The sequence below is a fragment of the Burkholderia seminalis DSM 23518 genome (genome assembly GCF_902832885.1).
Lineage (GTDB): Bacteria > Pseudomonadota > Gammaproteobacteria > Burkholderiales > Burkholderiaceae > Burkholderia > Burkholderia seminalis.
The window spans coordinates 151,104-172,778 of the sequence record NZ_CADFDK010000003.1 but is presented as its reverse complement, the minus strand read 5'-3'; the positions used below and the strand labels follow the sequence as shown (position 1 = coordinate 172,778).

Here is a 21,675-nt window from a genome sequence, read left to right as displayed (position 1 = left end):
CGCGCGGTGGATTCGTCAGGCAAGCCGTCACGCGGCATCGCGACGCCGCAGGTCGGCCGGCGGAATCTTCATCGCCTGGCGATACTTCGTCACCGTGCGACGCGCAAGAAGAATGCCGCGCCCCGCGAGGTACGCCGCGAGCGCGACGTCGGACAGCGGATCGGTACGCCGCTCGGCCGCGATCATGTCGCGGATCAGCACCTTCGCCGCCGATGCCGAACACACGCCGCGGCCGGCCGCCTCGAGCTTGCGCGGGAAGAAATGCTTGAATTCGAACGTGCCATGCGGCGTGGCCATGTACTTGTTGCCCGTCGCCCGCGACACGGTCGATTCGTGCAGGTCGAGTTCCTCGGCGATGTCGCGCAGCACGAGCGGCTTCATCGCGATCTCGCCGTAGCGGAAGAAATCGCGCTGCCGCGCGACGATGCATTCGCCGACGCGCTGGATCGTGTCGAAGCGCTTCTGCACGTTGCGGATCAGCCAGCGCGCTTCCTGCAGCTGCTGGCCGAGCGGCGAATCGCGCTCGCCGCTCGACTGCGCGAACAGCGTCGCGTAGCGCTCGTGCAGGCGCGCGCGCGGCAGCACGGCCGGGTTGATCGTCACGATCCACTCGTCGCGCACCTGGCGCACGATCACGTCGGGCACCACGTAGTCGCCGCGCGTGCTGCCGTAGTGATTGCCAGGGCGCGGGTCGAGCCCGCGCACCAGTGCGCATGCCGTGTGCAGCGTCTCCTGATTGCAGCCCAGGCGCCGCTGGATTTCGGCCGTCTCGCGGCGGGCGAGCCGCTCGAGATGCTCGCGCGCGATCGCTTTTGCTTCCGCCAGGGCCGGCGTGCCGGCCGGAATCGCCTCGAGCTGCAGCACGAGGCATTCGGACAGCGAACGCGCGGCAATCCCCGGGCGGTCGAGCATCTGCACGAGCCGCAACGCGACCATGAGATCCTGTTCGGACAACAGCAGCGCGGGATCGGCCGCGGCCAGCAGCTCGGCCAGCTCCTGGCGCAGGTAACCGTCGTCGTCGAGCGCGTCGATCACCATGCGCGCGGCTTCACGGTCGCGCCTGTTCAACGGATAGAGCCGCAGCGCATCGTGGAGTTGCTGATGCAGCGACGGTTCGGCGGCGATCCATTCGCCGGGCGACAGGCCGCCCCCGTCGTCGCCCTGACGATTGGTGCCGCGCGGCGCGGGCGCGGCCGTAAAGGGCACCTCGCCGTCCGGCGGGCGCCCTTCGTCGGGTTCGGGCGCCGGGTCGGGCGCGGCCGTTTCGGCCGGCTGCGCCGCCGTATCGGCGGCAGGTTCGTCGTCGCCTTGTCCGTCTTCGAGAAACGGATTCATGTCGAGCGCCTGCCGCAGTTCCTGTTGAAATTCGAGCGAGGACAACTGCAGCAGCCGCAGCGACTGCTGAAGCCTCGGCGTAAGTGCGAGATGCTGTCGCATCTGCAGCGCAAGCGAGACGGGCATCGAAAGCCTCCTGACGGTTCGGTTCGTGTTCAATCGTGTCCAGGATTCATGCAGCTTTCGTGCCAATCCGGCAAAGCGCGTGGCGCCGCGGCTCTCGCGGGTTCCTACCCCGGGTCGCCGCCGCTCGGGGCCGCTTTTTTACAAGCCGGCGGCAAGTTTGGGGCACGCATTTCGCTCATGCCGCCCCCTGCCTCACGTCATGCGTCGCCGGTTCAGTACTGCATCGGCGGCGGCGTGCCCGGCAACGGCTGGTCGCCCTGCGCGCCGTTCGGCCCCGGCGGCGGCACGTCGGCCGGTTCACCGCCGGCCGCGCCTTGCGGCATCATGTTGCCCGGCGACGGACGCGTGTCGTAGCGCGTATTCGCATCGGGCATCGTCGTGGTCGACTGCGCGCCGCGGCCGTCCGGCGGCGCGGGCGGCGCCGCATGGGCGCCGTACGGACCGTTTGTCGGCTGCGTGCAGGCGCCCAGCGCGCACACGGCGGCGAACGCACAGGCGCCCGCGCGGATCGTCTGGATCGTGTTCATCGAAATCCTCCCTCGGATCGGCGGCTCAAAGCCGGTTGAAATGGAAATCGCCCGCATAGGCGGTCGGTGCGCGGCGCGCCATCATCGCGTCGAATTCGGCCGCGACCCGCATGAGCGTGCCGCGCTGCCGCTCGATGCCGGCCCGTTCGAGCGCCGCGAATGCGCGCGCGTCGAACGTCACGGTCAACGATGCCGGATGGCTGTCGACCCGGAAGCCGATATGCAACGCGCCCGCCGGCTGTTCCTCGACATGGAACGGCAGCGCGCGCCTCGAAATGGCGGCCGAGCGTCTCGGCGATCTCGCGCAGCATGCCGGGTTTCACGCGGAGGCTCATCGCGGTGCCTCCCGATGGGTTCGTCGCACCCTGCTCACCGCCCAAGCACGCACCGGCGGCTCGCGCGACGGCGGGTCGCGTTCCGGCGGCGCGGTCCCGGGCGGGTCGCCCGCGGGCTGACGGTGCGGTTCCGGCATGTCGGGCGGCAGGTCGTCCGGATCGGGCGGTTCGGGGTCGGGCTCGATGTCGGGAAGCGGCGGCTCGGGTCGCTGCAGCCACTGCACGGGATCGTGTTTCATCGGCATTCCATCGTTGCGGGTTCGGACCGTACTGCGGGTAGCGGCGGCATTCGGGTACAGCGGTCGCGCAATGCGCATGCCGTCGCGCGCGTCGCCCGCGGACCGGCATGAACGCGCATGCGAGCGGCTCCCCCCGACACGCCGTGCCTTCGCTACACCGTCCACTGCAAAACTTGCAAGCGCCACGCTACGCGTCATACGCGGCCATCACGAGCCACAGCTCGCGGCCGTCGTCCGTCACGCGTGCCGCGAGCGCATACGGGTCCGACGGCTCGCACGCGCGCTGCAGCGCGAAGCGCGCGGGCTCGGTCGCGCCGAACGTCTCGTCGCCGAGCGGCCGCACGTCGGCCTTGCCTTCGAACATCCGGCGCTCGGGCCGGTAAATCAGCGGTTCATGCTTCCATTCGTTGAAATGGTGCTTCACCGAATCGAATGCGCCGCCGCATACGTTGACCTCGTAGCGCACGCCAGGTCGTCGTTTCGGAATCGTCATCGTGCCTCCCGCTGGACACGCGCACGGCAGGCACCGGTTGCGCCGCGCATCGTCGTCGTGTCGTGTTCGCCGTCGCCGTTCACGCGGCAAGTCGCGTGCCTCGCGCGCGCCGGGAACGTCCGTTGCGGGAAGACCCGCGTCATCGTCACCGATACGGAGCCTCGCGATGAAGGATTCGACCCGGTCCGGCCACGACGCGCCGGCCCACGAGCGGCACGACGACCCGTCGCCGCCGCTGAAACACCAGGACCGCACGCACACGCGCCACTCGGAACGCCATATCGACAAACAGCTCGAGGACACCTTTCCGGCGAGCGACCCGCCGGCGACCGGCGGCGTCACGCGTATCGAACCCGACACGCCGCCCGGCACGCACGACGACGCGCCGCGGCAGGACAAGCGCGAACGCGGCGACACGTGAGCGGCCGCGCGCGCCGTGCGGCACACGGCTTGCTGGTTCGGATGACCGACACACCGTACCCACCCGCAAGGAGGACTTCATGCATCGCGTCAACGAAATCATGTCGCAGGACGTCGTGCGCATCGCGCCGACCGATTCGATCCGTCATGCCGCGCAACTGATGGAGCGCTACGACATCGGCGCGCTGCCCGTATGCGACAACAACCGGCTGATCGGGATGGTGACGGACCGCGATCTGGCGGTGCGCGCGATCTCGGCCGGCAAGCCGCCGGAGACGCGGATCCACGAGGTCGCGTCCGGCCCGATCGAATGGTGCTTCGACGACGATTCGCTGGAGGAGATCCAGCACTACATGGCCGACGCGCAACTGCGCCGCCTGCCCGTCGTCGATCACGACAAGCGGCTGGTCGGCATGCTGTCGCTCGCGGACATCGCGACGCGCTCCGCGAGCCCCGAGCGCGACGACGTCGCGAACACGCTCGAAAGCGTGTCGCAACCGAAGCAGACGTGACGGCGCGATCCTCGCCCGTCCCGACAACCCGCGCGACCCGCAGGGCCCGCCCCGGGCACGGTCGCGCCCCACGCAGCCTGGAGGAAACCATGCAGACTTCCGATCAAGGTCAGACCCGCATCATCGGCAAGGGCGCCGCGACCGCGGCCGGCCCCGGCCCCGACGTGATGGCGGCCGATACGCTGGAAGGCAACAAGGTCTATACGACCGACGGCGACGACGTCGGCAAGATCAAGGACATCATGCTCGACGTGCGCTCGGGCCGGATCGCCTACGCGGTGCTGTCGAGCGGCGGCATCCTCGGCATCGGCGACAAGCTGCACGCGATTCCGTGGAGCGCGCTCACGCTCGACACCGAGCGCAAGTGCTTCCTGCTGTCGGTATCGTCCGAGCGGATCCGCAACGCGCCGGGGTTCGACAAGGACCACTGGCCGGCGATGGCCGACCCGCAATGGGCCGAGCCGCTGCACGAGTTCTACGGCAGCGCGCCGTACTGGAGCGCCGGCGACGAACTCGGGCTGACCGACCCGACCGAGGAACTGGACGATCCGCGCACGCGCGGCCGTCACTGATCGCAACGATGCGGCGCCGGTTCGCCGGCGCATCCGCTTGCGACACGCCCCGCCCCGCGCGGGGCGTTTTCGTGCGGGCCGCGGCCGCGCCGGACGCACGCGTGAACGCGCGGCAGCCTCGGCCGACGTCCTCGACCCATGTGATGCCGAACCCGTCGAGCGCCGCCTGGCGCCCGGTCCGGCTGCATGCGGCAGGCGATCCGGCCGCCTTTTTACAAGCGCCGTGTAACGTCCTCGTCGGGGCTCGCAGCGCCACCGCCAGCGCCGCTCGCCGATTCCAGATAGCCCAGCAACCGGTGCGGCGTCAGCGGTTTCGCGCAATGCGCGTCGAAACCCGCAGCCTTCGCCTCCTCGCAATCGCGTCGCGACGCGAACCCGCTGCACGCGACGAGCAGCATGTCGGCCGTGCGCGGATCGGCGCGCAGCCGCGTCGCGAGCTGCAGCCCGTCGAGGCCCGGCATCGCGATGTCGAGCAGCACCGCGAACGGTTGCCAGTCGCGTGCGACGTCGCACACGGCGAACGGATCGTCGGCGATGCGGCATTCGAAGCCGCGCGCCTCGAGCAGCAGGCGCAACGCGTCGGCCGCGTCGCGATAGTCGTCGACGACCAGCACGCGGCGCGGGCGGCGCGGCACGCTGTCGGGCGCGCGCCACAGCAGCACGTCGGCGGCGGCCGGATCGTCGCCGGGATCGGGTTGCATCGCGTTTCTCCTGTCGTTGGACCGGACGGCCCCGCAAGCCGCGCACCCGTCACGACCGCACGCGGCATGCCGGTTGCTGCGTCGTTCGCATCGTCGACACGGGAGTCCTTGATGCGAGCGATGCGGCTTTCTCCGTCCGGTCTGCACCCCGCTGCGCGGGCGACAGGCCGAGCGCCAGACCGTTCCCCCCGATGGCGGCGCGATCCGGCGTCGACTCGCGCGGGGCGCGCCGCGTGACCCGCCAGCCGCCGGGCCGCTCAACACCGTCGTCCGCCGAAGACGACGCGCCGCCGACGCTCGACGCGTGCCGCCGCTGCACGCTGTGGGAACACGCGACGCAGCCGGTGCCCGGCGCGGGACCGCGCGACGCGTCGATCATGCTGGTCGGCGAGCAGCCGGGCGACCAGGAAGACCGCGCGGGCCTGCCGTTCGTCGGCGCGGCCGGCCGCCTGCTCGACCGCGCGCTCGACGAAGCCGGGATCGAACGCACGCATGTGTACCTGACCAACGCGGTCAAGCACTTCAAATGGGAACCGCGCGGCAAGCGGCGGCTGCACAAGACGCCCGCGCAGCGGGAGGTGGCCGCGTGCCGCTACTGGCTCGAACGCGAACTCGATGCGGTGCGCCCGCGGGTGGTCGTCGCGCTCGGCGCCACGGCGCTGCGCGCGGTGCTGCAGGACCACGACGCGACGCTCGAGCGCACGCGCGCGCCGGTGCGTACCGCCGGCGGGCAGCTCGTCGTCGCGACCTATCATCCGTCGTACGTGCTGCGCACGCGCGGCGCCGATTCGCGCGAGCACGCGTACCGGACGCTCGTCGACGCGCTGCGCACCGCATCGGACCTCGCGCGCGACGCACGCCGCGGCGGCACGCGCGGCGCGCACGGCAACGCCGGATGAGTGCGCCGGACCCAGGCGCAGGGCCGGCGGCCGTGACCTCGCCCGCCGCCGCCACGGCGAAACCCTGGTACAAGCGGCTCGGCCCAGGACTGCTCGCGGGCGCATCCGATGCCGATCCGAGCAACATCGCGGTCTACGCGCAGGCCGGCAGCCAGTTCGGTTTCAACATGCTTTGGATGATCGTCGTCACGCTGCCGATGATGGTCGCCGTGCAGCTCGCGGCGGCCTTCGTCGGACGCCGCAACCGCGAAGGCCTCGTCGCCGGCATTCGCACGCACTTCTCCGACCGTCTCGCGAAGGCGCTGATCGTGATGGTCGCGGTGGTCAACGTCGTGAACGTCGGCGCCGATCTCGCGGCGATGGGTGACGCGACGGCGCTCGTCGCCGGCGGCCGCGGCTACTGGTATGCGCCGCTCTACGGAATCGCCTCGCTCGCGCTGCAGGTGACGCTGTCGTACGAACGCTATGCGCGCTGGCTGAAATGGATGACGCTCGGGCTGATCGCGTACGTGCTCGAACTCGGCCTCGTTCATGTCGACTGGCGCGGCGTGCTGCATGCGCTCGTGCTGCCGCAGATCGCGTTCACGCACGCGTATGCGACGACCGCGGTCGCCGTGCTCGGCACGACGCTGAGCCCGTACCTGTTCGTGTGGCAGGCCGCGCTCGAAGTCGAGGAAACCGCGGCCGAACAGCGCGACGAGGGGACCGGCACGCAGACCGATACGCAGGCCGGCACCGAGCGGCGCGTCACGCTCGACACGTGGACGGGCATGATCGTCACCAATGCGGTGTCGTTCTGCATCATGGTGATCGGTGCGGCCGTGTTCTTCGCGCACGGCCGGCACGATATCGGCACCACCGCGCAAGCGGCCGAGGCGCTGCGGCCGATCGCCGGCGAAGCCGCGTTCGTCGTGTTCGCGTTCGGCATCGTCGGCTGCGGGCTGCTCGCGATTCCGGCGTTCGCCGGCAGCGCCGCGTATGGCTGCGCGGAAGCCTGGCGGTTTCGCGAAGGGCTGAACGAACCCGTGCGGCGCGCGCCCGCGTTCTACGCGGTACTGGTGCTATGTGTGATCGTCGGCATCGCGATTTGCGTCGGCCCGATCGATCCGATCCGGGCGCTGTACTGGAGCGCCGTGCTCAACGGCGTCGCGGCGTTGCCGATGCTCGTGCTCGTGATGCTGCTCGCAAGGCAGCGCGACGCTGCCGGGCAGTCCGGGAGCGGTCCGGCAGCGCAAGCGTTCGGCTGGCTCGCGGTCGCGTTGATGGCCGCGGCCGTGGCCACGATGATCGTCGACCTGCTCACCTGAGCGTCACGAGACGGTTGCGTCGGCAACCGGGCAGCCGCGCGAACGGCTGCCCGGTCCGCATCGCGCGTCACATCATCTTGCCGCGCGAGCGTTCGGCGCGCGCCGCCTCGGCCGCCGATTCGACCTTCTTCACTTCCTCCGGCGGCGGCAGCACGGCCTTGAAGCCCATCGACTCGATCCACATCTCGCGCGCCCAGCCGCGCGTGTGATACAGGTGGTGATCCTCGTCGGCCTCGACCTCGTCGTGCGCGTCCTTCAGCGTCTTCGCCGCATCGCCCGACAACTGGTCGGCCGCGTAGCCGATCAGCTCCCAGTTCAGGTGGTCCTTGGTTTCGGCGAGCACCACGCATTCCGCCGCGACGACCTGCGCGACGGCAGGATCGGCGTGCTTCTGCGCCTGCTCGATCACGTGGACCAGCGACTGGCCGGTGGCCGCGACCGCGCTGCGTCCGGGCGACTGCGCGTCGAGGTCCATGCCGAACGTCTCGAACACCTTGCGCAGCACCTCCTGGTGATGCAGCGTCTCGCGATGGTACTTCTCCCACTCCTTGTGCAGATCGTCGTCGGTCGCGCACTGCAGCGCGGCCTCGTAGATCTTCGCGCCGCCAAGCTCGGTTTCGTAGGCCTGACAGAGTAATTCGCGGATGCCTTCGTGTTTCGGTTGCCGATGGGCCATGACTCTCTCTCCGGAAAAAACGGGCCGCGCATGCGGCCCGGGGTTGAACGGGCACGCGTTATCGCGCGCCCACCTTGCGTTCGAGCGCCTGCGCCATGCTCAGGTGATGCCGGAGCGTCGGCAGCGTGGCGCTCGCGAATTCGCGCAACTGCGGATCCCTGCCGTCGCGCGCCTCGCTTTCGAACAAAGCGACCGCCTTGCGGTGCGCGTCGGGGCCGACCGCCGCGACATACGCGACGTCGAAGTCGTGGCCGTTCTTGCCGCGCAGCGCCTCGACGTCGGGGTCCGAAATCTGTTCGACCTGCGGCTTCATGCCCTTGCTCGCGGCGAGCTCGGTGAGCCGTGCATTCGCCTTGCCGTGATCGCTCACCATCCGCTTCGCGAATGCGCGCACGTCCGGCGACTGCGCCTGCTTCAGCGCGAGCTGGCTCGCCTGCACCTCGGCCTTGCCGGCGAGCGCGGCCTTGTCGATGAATTCCGCGTCGCCGCCTTGCGGCGCCTTCGCGATCCGCGCATCGCCCGCGCCCGACGACGGATTGATCACGCCGCCCGGCACGTGCGAATTCGAAGCGGGCGGCTCGCTCGGCGCCTGCGCGCGGGCGAGCCCCGACACGGCGAACGCGCCTGCGGCGAGCATCGCGATCGTCCAGTCCGGATGTCTCATCTGCTTTCTCCTAGTGCTTGCGTGGAAGCCGCCGGCGGCCGTCAGCCACCGACGATCGAGCCGCCGTTCGGGTGCAGCGTCTGCCCCGTCATGTAGCTCGCGCCGTCCGACGCGAGCAGTACGTAGCAGTCGATCAGTTCGTCCGGCTGCCCCGGCCGCTTGAGCGGCACGTTCGAGCCGAACTTCGCGACCTGTTCGGCGGTGAAGGTCGACGGGATCAGCGGCGTCCAGATCGGCCCCGGCGCAACTGCGTTGACGCGGATGTCGCGTTCGGCCAGCTCGATCGCCAGCGAACGCGTGAACGCGACGATCGCGCCCTTGGTCGCCGAGTAGTCGGGCAGCCTCGGGCTGCCGTGATAGGCCGTCACCGACGCCGTGTTGACGATCCGCCCGCCATGCTGCATATGCGGCAGCGCGGCCTGCGTGCAGAAGAACATGCCGTACACGTTCGTGCGGAAGGTGCGTTCGAGCTGTTCCTCGGTCACGTCCTCGATGCCCGGTTGCGGATGCTGCTCGCCCGCGTTGTTGACCAGCACGTCGAGCCGGCCGAGCCGCTCGACCGTGCGCGCCACCGCGTCGCGTGCCTGCCGGCGCTCGCCGACGTCGCACGCGATCGCCTCGCAACGCCGGCCGGCCTGCTCGACCAGCCGCTTCGTGTGCGCCGCATCGTCGGACTCCTTCAGATAAACGATCGCGACATCCGCGCCTTCCTTCGCGAAACCGACCGCGACCGCGCGGCCGATCCCGCTGTCGCCGCCCGTCACGAGCGCGACCTTGCCGGCCAGCTTGCCGCTGCCGACGTAGTCGGCCGCGTCGTCGCGCGGCTTCGGATGCATGTCGCGTTCGGTGCCCGGTTGATGGCGTTGCTGCTGGGGCGGGGGCGTCTGTGCGGTAGTCATCGGTTCCTCCTTGAACGGGTGCCATTCCTGTTGCGCAAGCGGCATGCCGCGCGCGACCCGCGGGCGCGCGGCGCTGCTGCCGCGTTTTCCCGGTCGGCGTTGCAAGCGCATGCAGGAAAGCGCGTACTCAGCGCGGGCCGCCCGACGCGGGTTCGTCCGGCCGGCGGACCGGGTCGAAATCGCGCCATTCGCCGTCCTGCCAGTCGCCTTCGACGCGCTCGATCGAGCGCGCGCCAGTCGCGCGCAGCACGTCTTCGGCCGTGCTCGCCGTGTCGGGCGTCACGCGCGCGGCGAGAATCACGCCCGTTTCGCTCCGCTCGAGCGTGCCCTTGCCTTCGGCCGGCTCGCCGCGCATCCGGCCGAGCGCACCGCCGAACGCGCCGAGATACGCGCCGGCCAGCGCGCCGGCCGCGGGCACGAACCAGTAGCGCACGCCGACCGCATAGACGACCAGCCCCACCGCGGCGCCGATCAGCAACCCGCGCATCGCACCGATCATCGCGCCGCGGCCGCCCGGCTTCGCCGCCGTATCGGCATACACGTCGCCGCCGATCGGAAAGCGCGCATGCTGGCCGCCCGGATTCAGAAAGAAGATCGATACGTCGTCCGGGCCGAACGCGCGCTCGTAAAGGTGGCGCGCCCCACCTTCCGCTTCATCGAACGTCGTGAAGCGGCCTGCGACGATCATCGCCATGCTCGTCCTCCTCGTGACGGGTCAGGCGCCGCGCGCGGCAACCCGCGCGGCGCGACGCGGCGGCACTTACATCAGCCGCCCGAGTTCCTTCGATACCGATGCCGGCGTCGCGTACTCGCGATCGGGAATCCGGCGCAGCATGTCGAGCACACCGGCGTCCGCGTGCGAACGTTCCGCGCACTGGACGACTTCCGCCTTGCTCGCGGGATAGTCCATGCCCTTCAGCGCCTTCTGCACGTCGACCGGGCTCGGCGCCTTGCCGTGCCCAGTCTGGTGGCCGCCCTTGTCGTGGTCCTGCTGCACGCGCTCGCCTTCGTGCGCGCGCGAATGGCTGTATTCGTGGCCCGTGTGTTGTCGGGATGTCATGTCGAACTCCTTTGCAAATGAATGAAATCACGTGGATGTCCGGCGCGAACGCGCCAGCGCGGCGAACACCAGCGCCGCCGCGCCCAGCGCGACCGCGCCGGCCACCTTCGGCCGCTGCACCACCGCGTTGTACGCGCAGCCGCGCAGCACCGGGCCGTCCATCCCTTCGCGCTCGTGCAGCGCGTGGCGCGACTCGTACAACGCGTTGTCGTCGCGCGGCCGTGCCGGCCGCACCGTGCGCTGGCCGCGCGAGAACAGCGTGGCCGCCACGCGATCGAACAGGCGCGGCGCGTGATACGCGCTCGCCGACGTGAATTTCGCGGCACCGCCGACGAACAGCGTGCGGCGCGGGTGCGCGGCCGCGAACAGGATCGCGTCGGCGACGAGATCGGGGTCGTAGATCGGCGGCGGCAGCTTCGCCTCGACGTTCATGTAGTTCTTCGCGTGCATCACGAACATCGTGTCGATCGCGGCCGGCTTGATCAGCGTGATCGACACCGGCAGACGGTCCGACTCCATCTCGAGCCGCAGCGAATCGGTGAAGCCCTTCACCGCATGCTTCGATGCGACGTACGCGCTCTGCAGCGGCACCGGCGCATCGGACGCCTCGCTGCCCATGTTGATGATCGCGCCGCCGTGGAAATCGCTTTTGCGCCGGAAATGATCGGCCGCGACGAGCGAGCCGTGCACGACGCCCCAGTAGTTGGTGTCGAACAGCCGCCGCTGGTCCTCGAGCGGCACCGCGGCCGCCGTGCCGAAGATCGACACGCCCGCGTTGTTGACCCACGTGTCGAAGCCGCCGTAAGTGTCGGCCGCTTTCGCGGCCGCGCGCTGCAGATCCTCGACGTTGCCGACGTCGCCGGCGACCGGCACCGCCAGGCCGCCGTGCTGGCGGATTTCCTCGCACAGCGTGTTCAGCGCGTCCTCGTTGCGCGCGAACAGCACGAGCTTCGCGCCGCGCCGTGCCGCCTTGCGCGCGGTGACGAGGCCGATGCCGCTCGTCGCGCCGGTGATCACGATCGTCTGTTCGCCGACCGGTTTGAGCATGCAGTTCATCACTGGACTCCCTGGGCGCGGCGCCCGTTACTTGGGCCGGATGGTCAATTGATCGCGCACGCCCTGCACGCCGTCGACCTGCTTCACGACGCTCACGGCCTGCGTGCGCTGCTGCTCGTCCGGCACGCTGCCGGTGAGCGTCACCGTGCCGTGCCGCGTCTTCACGTGGATGTCGCCGGCCGACAGGCCGCTCGTGCCGACGAGTTCGGCTTTCGCCTTGGTCGTGATCGTCGCGTCGCGAATCTTCGTGCCCGTGCTCGATTGCGATGACGACGAGGCGGCGGCGTCGTCGCCTGCCGCGCTCGCGTTCGGCGCGATCACCGCGCACGCCGCGGCGGCGGCGATCGCGACCGCCATGCCGGCGCGCAACGCGTGCCGACGGCGGTTTCGGGGAGAGCGGGCTTGCAGCGGGAATGACTTCATCGTGACCTCCTTTTGTCAGGCCGGCCTGGCCGGCGGGTGCGTATCCCCCGCGCAAGTCGTGTGCCGTGCCGGCAGCGGCGCAAGTACGCGGGAAACCGCGATCGGACGCCCTTTCATCCAACGCGTTGTAATTTTTTCGGCACGCCGGGAAGCGGTTTCCCCGGCAATGCACCGGGCATGCCGTTTGCCGAACGAGCGACAACGGCGGCCCGTCTGCGCGGCCCCGATACCGGGAGCAATGCCATGCAAAGAATCGCGTTGATCAGTGAACATGCGTCGCCGCTGGGGGTGATCGGCGGTGTCGACGCCGGCGGCCAGAACATCTATGTCGCGAACGTCGCGAAGCAACTGGCCGAGCGCGGGCTCGACGTCGACGTCTACACGCGTTGCGACAATCCGCACCTGCCGGACGTCGTGCCGATCGGCACGCGCATGCGCGTGATCCACGTGCGGGCCGGACCGCCGTCGGACGTGCCCAAGGAGAAGCTGTTGCCGTACATGGTCGCGTTCGCGGACGCGATGATCGCGCGCATGCGGCGCGAACCCCACCCGGTCGACGTGATGCACGCGAACTTCTTCATGTCGGGCGACGTCGCGCTGCGCGTGAAGCGGCAGCTCGGCATTCCGTTCGTCACCACGTTCCACGCGCTCGGCCGCGTGCGGCGCCTGCACCAGGGCGCGGCCGACGGGTTCCCGGACGCGCGTTTCGCGATCGAGGACACGCTCGCGCGGCGCTCGGATCGCCTGATCGCCGAATGCCCGCAGGACGCGCTCGACCTGATCACGCACTATCGCGCCGACAAGACCCGCATCGAGATCGTGCCGTGCGGCTTCGATCTTCAGGAATTCCGGCCGGTGCCGCGCGTCGACGCGCGCGCGCGGCTCGGCTGGCGGCAGGACGCGTTCGTCGTGCTGCAGCTCGGCCGCCTCGTGCCGCGCAAGGGTATCGACACGGTGATCGACGCGCTCGCGCGCATGCCGCGCGATCCGCGGCGGCCGACGCACCTCTATGTCGTCGGCGGCAGCCAGGCGACGCCCGACCCCGCGCGCGATCCGGAACTCGCACGGCTCGCCGCGTTCGCGCACGAACTGGGGATCGCCAACCGCGTGACCTTCGTCGGCCGGCGCGAGCGCGACGCGCTGCACCTGTACTACAGCGCCGCCGACGTGTTCGTGACGACGCCGTGGTACGAGCCGTTCGGCATCACCCCGGTCGAGGCGATGGCCTGCGCGACGCCGGTGATCGGCAGCGACGTGGGCGGCATCCGCACGACGGTCGACGACGGCACGACCGGCTACCTGGTGCCGCCGCGCGACCCGGCTGCGCTAGCCGCACGCCTCGTGCAGTTGCGTGCGCAACCGGATCTGTGCGAGGCCCTCGGGCGCGCCGCCTACCTGCGCGCGCACCGGCACTACACGTGGCAAGGCGTGGCCGACCGGCTCGTCGACATCTACCGCGACGTCGCGCACCCGCAGCGCGCCGGCACCTCGGCCGGCACCGGCCGGCGCACGCCCGTGGCCGCCACGCCGGGCTTACTCGCCCACCGCAAGGAGAATACGTAATGAAGGGCCACGATCGAAAACGCGTGCTCGTGACCGGCGGCGCCGGCTTTCTCGGTTCGCATCTGTGCGAACGCCTCGTGACGGCCGGCGACGACGTGCTGTGCGTCGACAACTTCTACACGGGCACCCGCGACAACATCGCGCACCTGCTCGACGCCCCCAACTTCGAACTGATGCGGCACGACGTGACGTTTCCGCTCTATGTCGAGGTCGACGAGATCTACAACCTCGCGTGCCCCGCGTCGCCCGTCCACTACCAGCGCGACCCCGTGCAGACGACGAAAACCAGCGTACACGGCGCGATCAACCTGCTTGGCCTCGCGAAGCGCGTGAAGGCGCGCATCCTGCAGGCGTCGACGAGCGAGGTGTACGGCGACCCCGATGTCCATCCGCAGGACGAAGGGTATTGCGGCCGCGTGAACCCGACCGGTGTCCGTGCGTGCTACGACGAAGGCAAGCGCTGCGCGGAAACGCTGTTCATGGACTATCACCGCCAGTACGGCGTCGACGTGCGGATCGCGCGGATCTTCAACACTTACGGCCCGCGCATGCATCCGGCCGACGGACGCGTCGTGTCGAACTTCGTCACGCAGGCGCTCGCCGAAGCGCCGCTGACCGTGTATGGCGACGGCCGGCAGACGCGCTCGTTCTGCTACGTGGACGACATGGTCGATGCGCTGATGCGGCTGATGGCGGAGCCGGGAGATGCGTGCGAGCCGGTCAATCTCGGCAGCGACGTCGAGATCGCGATGATCGACGTCGCGCGCGAGGTCGTGCGGATCGTCGGCACGACGGTGCCGATCGAGTTCCGGCCGCTGCCGTCCGACGATCCGCGCCAGCGGCGGCCGAACCTGGACGCCGCGCATCGGCGGCTCGGCTGGCGTGCGACGACGCCGCTGGCGAACGGGCTCGCGCACACCGCCCGGTATTTCATCCAGCGCCAGGTCACGCACCATGCGCCCGGCGACCTCGTGCGCAGCACGCGGATCGCGTCGCACCTGCTCGCGCAGGTGCATACGCAGAACCGGCCGGCTCCCGCGACGTGACGCCTTGTCGGCCCCGGCCGGCGCGTCAGCCGTCGCGCTTCGTCGCGTGCGCGATCTTGCTTGCCAGCTCGCGTACGTCGACCGGCTTGCACAGGTAACCGTCGAACCCCGCCTCCAGCGCGCGACGTTCGTCGGCGGGGCCCGCGTGCGCGGTGACGGCCAGCACGCACACGTCGGCCTGGCCGCCGCTGCCGTTCGTCGACCCGCGCCGCAACGCGTCGAGCAGCCAGAAGCCGTCGCCGTCGGGCATCGCGAGATCGGACAGCACCACGGTCGGCCGCATGTCGGCGGCCACCGCGAGCGCTTCGCGGCCCGACGACGCGATCGCGACGGCCGCGCCGAAGGTGGTCAGCGCGGCCGTGAGGCTCGCGCGCGTCGTCGCATCGTCGTCGACGATCAGGATCCGCTGCGCATCGAGCGCGAACGGCTCGCGCGGCTCCCTGACCGCCTGCGCGATGCCCCACGCCATCGCGCCTGCGGGTTGCCAGCCGGCAGGCAGCGTCACCGTGAAGGTCGTGCCGCGATTGCGGCCCGCGCTCGCCACGGTCACGCGGCCGCCGTGCAGTTCGGCGATATGCCGCACGATCGACAGGCCAAGCCCAAGCCCGCGCCGCGACGATGCGGGCGAATCGTCCGCGCGGCGGAACATGTCGAAAACGTACGGGACGAATTCCGGCGCGACGCCCTGCCCGGTATCGGCGACGGTCAACACCGCGCGCGTGTCGTCGCGCGCGAGCCGGACCGTCACGCTGCCGCCGCCCGGCGTGAATTTCAGCGCATTCGACGTGAGGTTCGACAGCATCTGCCGCAAGCGCTCGGCGTCGCCCGACACGATGCACGACGCGGCGTCGCAATCGAATTCGAGCGCGATGCCGGCCGACGACGCGGCCGTCTGGAACGTGCCTACCGAATCGGAAAACAGCCGCACGAGGTCGACTGGCGTCGTGTCGAGCCGCAGCTTGCCGGTCGCGAGCGACGATGCATCGAGAATGTCGCCGACCATCCGCGTGAGCGAGCGCGCGCTGCGGTCGATCGCGTCGACGGCCTGGTGCTGCAGCGCGTGATCGCCGGAATTGCGCAGCACCTCGATCCAGCCGTAGATCACGTTCAGCGGCGTGCGCAGTTCGTGCGATACCGTCGCCAGCAGTTCGTCCTTCAGCCGGTTCGACGTGTCAGCCTGGTCGCGCGCATCGCGCGCGCCCTGCAGCGAACGCTGTGCGCGGAGGTCGCGACGGCGCTGCGCACCGGTTTCGCGCAATGTCAGCGACAGCGCGACGCATTCGCGCGCGTTGCCGCGTACCGGGCACGCCGACATGGTCGCGCGAAAACGCCGGCCGTCGCGCCGCACGCACAGCAACTCGAGCGGCCCGACCGGTTCGCGCATCGCGTCGAACGATGCGGTCAGCGGATTGCGCCGCAACCAGCGCATCGCGATCAACGTGTCGAACATGCGGCCGCGCGCGTCCGCCTCGTCGTAGCCGAAGATCCGCTGAGCAGCTGCATTCCAGCTGGCAATGCGACCGCTCGCGTCGATGCCGACGATCGCATCCGGCGACGCGTCGACGACCGCATGCTGCAACCGCGACGCGTCGACGCGCGCGCGATCCGCGCCGGCGTCGCGCAGCAGCAGCACCGCGCCGCCGACGTTGCCGTCCGCGTCGCCGAGCGGCGACGCCACCTCGACGATCGGTACCGGCTCGCCAGCGCCATCCGGTTGCAGCCAGTGCCGGTCGGACACGGCGTCCGCGCCATCGAGCGCGCGGTCGAGCGGCGTCGTCTGCACGCGGCGCCCGTCACGGTCGACGATTTTCAGCACGTCGCGCACGGGCCGCCCCGCCGCGTCGTCCGGCCGGCAGCCGGCGAGTTCGGCCGCCGCTGCGTTGATGTAGGTCACCCGCCCTTTCGTATCGGTCGCGATCACGCCGTGCGGCAGCGCGCGCAGCACCGCTTCGAGCTGCCGGCGCGCGGCGGCCTCGTGGCGGCGCACGCGGTCGTTCGCGACCCGAGTGTGTCGCAACATCGACGCGATCGCGCAAACCAGCGCACCGACGAGCAAGAAGGTACCAAGCTGCACAAGCCGTTCGGGCAGCGGAGCGGGATAGGCAGCCGGATCGGACAGGAACAGCGTCCACACGAGCAATCCACTCACGACGGTCGACACGACGCCGAACAGGAACGACGTCGCCCATGCGGCGCCGGCGAGCAGCGGGTAGTACAGAGCGAACGGCAGGTTCACGCCGCCGAAACGGATCGCGAGCGCCTGCAGCACGGTCGCGATCGCGACCAGCATCACCGCCGTTGCGTAGTTTCCGGCCGGCGGCCGGATCAAGTCGATCATCGGATACGCTCCTCGCGGGAACACCGGCGGCGGGCAGGCACGGCGCGTGCGGGCCCGTCGGAACCCGCGGCGCAGCCGCCCACCACGGGAACCGTCACGTCATGAACATTCCGACACGCTGGCTCGTCGTCTCGCCGCATCTCGACGATGCCGTCTTCAGTTGCGGTCAACTGCTCGCGCAAGCGCCCGGTTCGATCGTCGTCACCGTCTTCGCGGGCATTCCGCCGCGCGGCACGCCCGCACCGCCCTGGGATCGCCGCGCCGGCTTCGACTTCGCCGACGAAGCCGTGCGCGCGCGCCGCGCCGAGGACGCCCGCGCGCTCGCACTGCTCGGCGCGCACCCCGTCTGGCTCGACTTCCTCGACGACCAGTACGGCGTGCCGGCCGCCTCGACCGCCATCGCCGCGCGCGTGGCCGATGCGATCGATACCCACGACGGCTTCGGCGTGCTTGCGCCGGTTGGCCTGTTCCATCGCGATCACCTGAAGGTGCAGCAGGCCGTGCTGTCGCTGCTGCCGCACAACGCGGACATGCCGGAGCACGCGTCGCGCGTCTGGCGCTTCTACGAAGACGTGCCGTATCGCCGTATCCGCGGCCTGATGGCCCAACGCGTGATCGACTGGCGCGAACGCGGCTGGATCGCGCATCCGGTCGGCGCACCGGCCGGCAGCCAGTCGCGCGGCGCCGCCGCGAAAGCCGCCGCCGTCGCCGCGTACGCGAGCCAGGTTGCGCTGTTCGAGCCTCATATGCGCGCCGATCTCCACGAACCCGAAATGTACTGGCGGCTCACATGCGACGTCACATCCGCGTAACGCCCGCGCGCGTCGCGCTGCCGCCGGCCGAGCCGCGCGTGACCGCCGTCGTGCTGACCTGCCGGCGCACGGCCGAACTCGCGCGCACGCTGGCGCGACTCACCTCGCTGCCCGACCGGCCGGCGATCGTCGTCGTCGACAATGCATCGGACCACGAGACGGCCGCGCTGATTCGCGACCGCTTCGCGCACGCGACGCTCGTGCATGCGCCGGCCAATCTCGGGGCCGCCGGCCGCAATCTCGGCGCGGCCGTCGCGCGCACGCGCCACGTCGCGTTCTGCGACGACGACACGTGGTGGGCGCCCGGTTCGATCGCCGAAGCCGCGAACCTGCTCGATGCGTATCCGCACGTCGCGGCCGTCACGGCGCGCGTGCTGGTTGGCCCCGCACAGCGCGAGGACCCGACCTGTCGGACGATGGCCGACAGCCCACTCGACGCCCCCGTCGCGCTCCCCGGCCGCCCGATCCTCGGGCTGCTGGCCGGCGCGACCGCATTCCGGCGCGACGCGTTCGTGCAAGCAGGCGGCTATCACCCGCGCTACTTCCTCGGCGGCGAGGAAGCGCTGCTCGCGTTCGACCTGTACGGTGCCGGCCACTGGCTCGTGTATGCGTCTCATCTCACGGTGCATCACTACCCGTCGCCGCGCCGGGACGGGCCGGCACGCGCCAGCGTCGCCGCCCGCAACGCGGTGTGGACCGCATGGCTCCGGTGGCCGGCCGCGCCAGCATGGCTGCACACCGTGCGCCGGCTGCCGCTGCTGCGCCGCGAACGCGCGATCGCGCGCACGTTCGCCGGCCTGCCGTGGATCCTGCGCGAACGGCGTGCGATCGCGCCGCAGATCGAACGCATGCGCCGCCGTCTCGATCGCGAGACGCGTCGTGATACGGGAACGGGAGCATGAGCGCGATCGCGACGGCATCAGGAATCCGGTTTTTCCGCTTCGTCTTCCAGTTGCGCGAGCCGGTTGTAGATCGTCTTCAGGCTGACGTCGAGCACCTCGGCCGCCTGCGCCTTCACGCCGCCGCACTGGGCGATCGTGCCGAGGATCAGCTTGCGGTCGACTTCCTCGAGCGGCGTGCCGAACGGCACCGTCACGCGATCCTCGTGCGAATCGACCATGTTCGACAGCTCGTCCATGATCGGCGGCGGCAGCGTGTCGATCACGTCGCCATCGGTGAAGATGCTCGCGCGCTGCACGAAGTTGCGCAGCTCACGCACGTTGCCGGGCCACTCGTAGGTCTTCAGCGCTTCGCGCGCGGCCGGCGCGAAACGCAGGTTGCGGCCGCTTTCCTCGTTGTAGCGCTGCAGGAACGCATCCGCGAGCATCGGGATGTCGTCGCCGCGCTCGCGCAGCGACGGCAGCGGAATCGGGAACACGTTGATCCGGTGGAACAGGTCGGGCCGCAGCTTGCCGTCCGCCATCGCGGCTTCCGGATCGCGGTTCGTCGCGGCGACGATGCGCACGTCGACGTCGATCTCGCGCGTCGAGCCGAGCCGCGTGAGGCGCCCCGTTTCCAGCACGCGCAACAGCTTGACCTGCGATTCGAGCGGCATTTCGGTGATCTCGTCGAGAAACAGCGTGCCGCCGTCCGCGCGTTCGAAGAAGCCCTTGTGCTGGCGTTCCGCGCCGGTGAAGCTGCCGCGGTCGTGGCCGAACATCTCGCTCTCGACGAGGTTCGCGGCGATCGCGCCGCAGTTCACCGCGAGGAACGGACCGCGGCGGCGCAGGCTCAGGTCGTGCACGGTCTGCGCGGCGAGTTCCTTGCCGGTGCCCGATTCGCCGGTGAGCAGGACCGACGCCTCGGTGCGCGCCACACGCCCGATCGCGTCGTAGACGGCCTGCATCGCGGGCGAACTGCCGAGCATGCGGCCGAAGCGGCCGAGGCGCTTCAGCTCCGAGCGCAGCTCCGCGATTTCCTCGTGCAGCGCGGTCGTGCGCGGCACGCGCGCAAAGATGCTGTTCAGCCGCTGCATGTTGAGCGGCTTCACCAGATAGTCGGTCGCGCCGCGCCGCAATGCGTCGATCGCGGTTTCCAGGCTCGCGTGGCCGGTGGTCAACACCATTTCGCAATGCGCGCGCTTGGGCAACGCGTCGAACAGATCCATGCCGTTGCCGTCCGGCAGCACGAGATCGCACAGCACGAGATCGGGCGTATTCGTCGAGACCAGCGTACGCGCCTCTTCGAGCGTGGCCGCCGTATCGCACGCAAGCTGCTGCGTGCGCGCAAGCGTGGCCAGCATCGTTCGCGTATCGGCATCGTCTTCGACGATCAGGACATATGGCATCGAGGCTCCTTGAAATGCGGCCCGGCGCGATCGTCGGCCGGCACCGCGACAGGTACGGCGCAAAACGCGCCGCCGCGCAGGCCGCGGCGGCGCGTTTTGCGCCGTACGCGAACGGGCAGACAAGCTGTCCTGCACTGACAAACAAGTGCTTAGGCAGTATAGAAGAACGAGGTTGCGCATTCGTCGTTCATCTAATAAATCTATCTGTCGACGCTACCTGCATTGCCAGATTCAATGCCGCGAAATTGGCTCAAAATGTATCCTCGATACATGAAAAACGACGTGTGCCACGTCATTTTTTCATCCAGCTTCGACGCATTCGGTCATATTTTCCCAATTCGATCTCACATCATGTCGAAATCAGTCGATGAGGGTGCACGTCTGTTCGGTCGCTCGCGTACGATTCAGGATCTGTTGTTGAAGGTATCGCGCGTGGCGGCGACGCGCATCAGCGTATTGATCGTCGGCGAAAGCGGTGCCGGAAAGGACATCGTCGCGCGGCTCATTCACGACATGAGCCCGCGCCGGCGCGGGCCATTCGTCCCCGTGAACTGCGGCGCGATCCCGCACGACATCGCGGAATCGCAATTGTTCGGCCACGAAAAAGGCAGCTTCACGGGCGCCATTTCGCAGCACGTGGGCATGTTCGAAGCCGCACGCGGCGGCACGCTGTTTCTCGACGAGATCGCCGAAATGCCGGCCGAGCTGCAGGTCAAGCTGCTGCGCACGCTGGAGACGAACACGATCGTGCGCGTGGGCGGCCACGAGCCGGTTCCGCTCGACGTGCGGATCGTCGCGGCCACCCATCACGATCCCGTCGAGGCGCTGCGCACCGGGCGGCTGCGCGAGGACCTGTTCTACCGGATCGCGCCGGTCGCGCTGCATGTGCCCGCGCTCAGGCAGCGCGAGGACGATGTCGGCGATATCGCGCTGCAGATCGTCGAACGACTGAATGCGCGGCACCGTACGCGAAAGCGGCTGTCCACGCAGGCGATGAAGGCGTTGCGCGCGTATACGTGGCCCGGCAACGTGCGCGAGCTGCGCAACGCGCTGGAGCGCGCGTTCATCCTTGCCGACGAGCAGATCGAACTGCAGTTGCCGCGCCGCCAGCCGCCGCGCGAGGAGGTGCGTCACAACGCGATGACGCTGCATATCGGCACGACGCTCGCGCATACGCAGCAGCGCTTCATCGTCGCGTCGCTGCGGCACTTCAACGGCGACAAGCCGCGCACCGCGAAGGCGCTCGGCATCAGCCTGAAGACGCTGTACAACCGCCTCGCGCTGCTGCCCGAACACGAGCGCAATGCGGTTAGCGGCGGCGCATATCAGCCGAATCCAAACGGCAGCAGCGCGCCCGATTCGCCCGCCGCGAACCCGTAAGCGGC

General features: G+C 69.9%; 24 protein-coding genes and 1 pseudogene. 10 read left to right on the top strand and 15 right to left on the bottom strand.

Going from position 1 to position 21,675, the window contains the following annotated elements:
* Positions 1-27: 27 nt before the first annotated feature.
* From rpoN to HWX00_RS11370, 5 genes and pseudogenes are all read right to left on the bottom strand, one after another.
* Positions 28-1,461, bottom strand: coding sequence for an RNA polymerase factor sigma-54 (gene rpoN, locus HWX00_RS11390; RefSeq protein WP_175028785.1), 1,434 nt, complete (start codon positions 1,459-1,461; stop codon positions 28-30).
* 212 nt (positions 1,462-1,673) lie between these two features.
* Positions 1,674-1,988 (bottom strand): hypothetical protein, encoded by a 315-nt coding sequence (locus HWX00_RS11385; RefSeq protein WP_034189983.1) that lies wholly within the window; start codon positions 1,986-1,988, stop codon positions 1,674-1,676.
* A gap of 25 nt (positions 1,989-2,013) precedes the next feature.
* Positions 2,014-2,323 (bottom strand): annotated as a pseudogene (locus tag HWX00_RS11380) (hypothetical protein).
* A complete protein-coding gene (locus HWX00_RS11375) occupies positions 2,320-2,562 on the bottom strand; it encodes a hypothetical protein (RefSeq protein ID WP_376698767.1) in 243 nt (80 codons plus the stop codon). Before HWX00_RS11375 ends, HWX00_RS11380 begins: the two are co-directional and overlap by 4 nt.
* Before the next feature lie 187 nt (positions 2,563-2,749).
* Positions 2,750-3,055, bottom strand: a complete 306-nt coding sequence (locus tag HWX00_RS11370; protein WP_034189982.1) for a hypothetical protein — start codon at positions 3,053-3,055, stop codon at positions 2,750-2,752.
* A gap of 166 nt (positions 3,056-3,221) precedes the next feature.
* Between HWX00_RS11370 and HWX00_RS11365 the strand changes: the two genes are divergently transcribed.
* The 3 genes from HWX00_RS11365 to HWX00_RS11355 all read left to right on the top strand — a co-directional run bounded on the left by HWX00_RS11365 (position 3,222) and on the right by HWX00_RS11355 (position 4,559).
* A complete protein-coding gene (locus HWX00_RS11365) occupies positions 3,222-3,476 on the top strand; it encodes a hypothetical protein (RefSeq protein ID WP_034189981.1) in 255 nt (84 codons plus the stop codon).
* Positions 3,477-3,555: 79 nt separating this feature from the next.
* On the top strand, positions 3,556-3,987 hold the full coding sequence (locus HWX00_RS11360) for a CBS domain-containing protein (RefSeq protein WP_034189980.1): 432 nt from the start codon (positions 3,556-3,558) through the stop codon (positions 3,985-3,987).
* An 89-nt stretch (positions 3,988-4,076) separates the two neighbouring features.
* Positions 4,077-4,559 carry a PRC-barrel domain-containing protein gene (locus HWX00_RS11355; protein WP_034189979.1) on the top strand — a complete coding sequence of 161 codons (483 nt, stop codon included), beginning with the start codon at positions 4,077-4,079 and terminating at the stop codon, positions 4,557-4,559.
* A gap of 212 nt (positions 4,560-4,771) precedes the next feature.
* Here the strand turns inward: HWX00_RS11355 and HWX00_RS11350 are convergent, their stop codons facing one another.
* Positions 4,772-5,260: a response regulator gene (locus HWX00_RS11350; protein ID WP_175028784.1), complete on the bottom strand. Its 489-nt coding sequence runs from the start codon at positions 5,258-5,260 to the stop codon at positions 4,772-4,774.
* Positions 5,261-5,451: 191 nt separating this feature from the next.
* Here HWX00_RS11350 and HWX00_RS11345 point away from each other — a divergent pair, with 191 nt between their 5' ends.
* The gene (locus HWX00_RS11345) at positions 5,452-6,159 is read left to right on the top strand and encodes a UdgX family uracil-DNA binding protein (RefSeq protein WP_175028783.1); all 708 of its coding nucleotides are present in this window, start codon (positions 5,452-5,454) and stop codon (positions 6,157-6,159) included.
* Positions 6,156-7,466: an NRAMP family divalent metal transporter gene (locus HWX00_RS11340; protein ID WP_175028782.1), complete on the top strand. Its 1,311-nt coding sequence runs from the start codon at positions 6,156-6,158 to the stop codon at positions 7,464-7,466. Before HWX00_RS11345 ends, HWX00_RS11340 begins: the two co-directional genes overlap by 4 nt.
* Before the next feature lie 67 nt (positions 7,467-7,533).
* Here the strand turns inward: HWX00_RS11340 and HWX00_RS11335 are convergent, their stop codons facing one another.
* From HWX00_RS11335 to HWX00_RS11305, 7 genes are all read right to left on the bottom strand, one after another.
* Complete coding sequence (locus HWX00_RS11335; protein WP_034189977.1) at positions 7,534-8,142, bottom strand: DUF892 family protein; 609 nt, start codon at positions 8,140-8,142, stop codon at positions 7,534-7,536.
* A gap of 58 nt (positions 8,143-8,200) precedes the next feature.
* Positions 8,201-8,806, bottom strand: coding sequence for a DUF4142 domain-containing protein (locus tag HWX00_RS11330; RefSeq protein WP_175028781.1), 606 nt, complete (start codon positions 8,804-8,806; stop codon positions 8,201-8,203).
* A 41-nt stretch (positions 8,807-8,847) separates the two neighbouring features.
* Entirely contained in the window at positions 8,848-9,705 is an 858-nt protein-coding gene (locus tag HWX00_RS11325; RefSeq protein ID WP_049035082.1) for an SDR family oxidoreductase, read from the bottom strand.
* 127 nt (positions 9,706-9,832) lie between these two features.
* A complete protein-coding gene (locus HWX00_RS11320; RefSeq protein WP_175028780.1) occupies positions 9,833-10,399 on the bottom strand; it encodes a hypothetical protein in 567 nt (188 codons plus the stop codon).
* A gap of 66 nt (positions 10,400-10,465) precedes the next feature.
* Positions 10,466-10,765 (bottom strand): DUF2795 domain-containing protein, encoded by a 300-nt coding sequence (locus HWX00_RS11315; protein WP_049035074.1) that lies wholly within the window; start codon positions 10,763-10,765, stop codon positions 10,466-10,468.
* 27 nt (positions 10,766-10,792) lie between these two features.
* On the bottom strand, positions 10,793-11,821 hold the full coding sequence (locus HWX00_RS11310) for an SDR family oxidoreductase (protein WP_175028779.1): 1,029 nt from the start codon (positions 11,819-11,821) through the stop codon (positions 10,793-10,795).
* A gap of 27 nt (positions 11,822-11,848) precedes the next feature.
* Complete coding sequence (locus HWX00_RS11305; protein ID WP_034189972.1) at positions 11,849-12,244, bottom strand: BON domain-containing protein; 396 nt, start codon at positions 12,242-12,244, stop codon at positions 11,849-11,851.
* A 243-nt stretch (positions 12,245-12,487) separates the two neighbouring features.
* Between HWX00_RS11305 and HWX00_RS11300 the strand changes: the two genes are divergently transcribed.
* A complete protein-coding gene (locus tag HWX00_RS11300) occupies positions 12,488-13,807 on the top strand; it encodes a glycosyltransferase family 4 protein (protein WP_175028778.1) in 1,320 nt (439 codons plus the stop codon).
* Positions 13,807-14,853: a UDP-glucuronic acid decarboxylase family protein gene (locus HWX00_RS11295; protein ID WP_175028777.1), complete on the top strand. Its 1,047-nt coding sequence runs from the start codon at positions 13,807-13,809 to the stop codon at positions 14,851-14,853. Before HWX00_RS11300 ends, HWX00_RS11295 begins: the two co-directional genes overlap by 1 nt.
* Positions 14,854-14,878: 25 nt before the next feature.
* Here the strand turns inward: HWX00_RS11295 and HWX00_RS11290 are convergent, their stop codons facing one another.
* Positions 14,879-17,191 carry a hybrid sensor histidine kinase/response regulator gene (locus tag HWX00_RS11290; RefSeq protein WP_175028776.1) on the bottom strand — a complete coding sequence of 771 codons (2,313 nt, stop codon included), beginning with the start codon at positions 17,189-17,191 and terminating at the stop codon, positions 14,879-14,881.
* 101 nt (positions 17,192-17,292) lie between these two features.
* On the opposite strand from HWX00_RS11290, the gene HWX00_RS11285 reads away from it, so the two are divergent.
* Positions 17,293-18,003, top strand: a complete 711-nt coding sequence (locus HWX00_RS11285; RefSeq protein WP_175028775.1) for a PIG-L family deacetylase — start codon at positions 17,293-17,295, stop codon at positions 18,001-18,003.
* Positions 17,982-18,905 carry a glycosyltransferase family 2 protein gene (locus tag HWX00_RS11280; protein WP_175028774.1) on the top strand — a complete coding sequence of 308 codons (924 nt, stop codon included), beginning with the start codon at positions 17,982-17,984 and terminating at the stop codon, positions 18,903-18,905. Before HWX00_RS11285 ends, HWX00_RS11280 begins: the two co-directional genes overlap by 22 nt.
* Positions 18,906-18,922: 17 nt before the next feature.
* On the opposite strand, the gene HWX00_RS11275 is transcribed toward HWX00_RS11280, so the two are convergent.
* The gene (locus tag HWX00_RS11275; protein WP_034189967.1) at positions 18,923-20,290 is read right to left on the bottom strand and encodes a sigma-54-dependent transcriptional regulator; all 1,368 of its coding nucleotides are present in this window, start codon (positions 20,288-20,290) and stop codon (positions 18,923-18,925) included.
* Between the two features lie 351 nt (positions 20,291-20,641).
* Here HWX00_RS11275 and HWX00_RS11270 point away from each other — a divergent pair, with 351 nt between their 5' ends.
* Positions 20,642-21,670, top strand: coding sequence for a sigma-54 interaction domain-containing protein (locus tag HWX00_RS11270; RefSeq protein WP_034189966.1), 1,029 nt, complete (start codon positions 20,642-20,644; stop codon positions 21,668-21,670).
* The last annotated feature ends 5 nt before the right edge of the window (positions 21,671-21,675 follow it).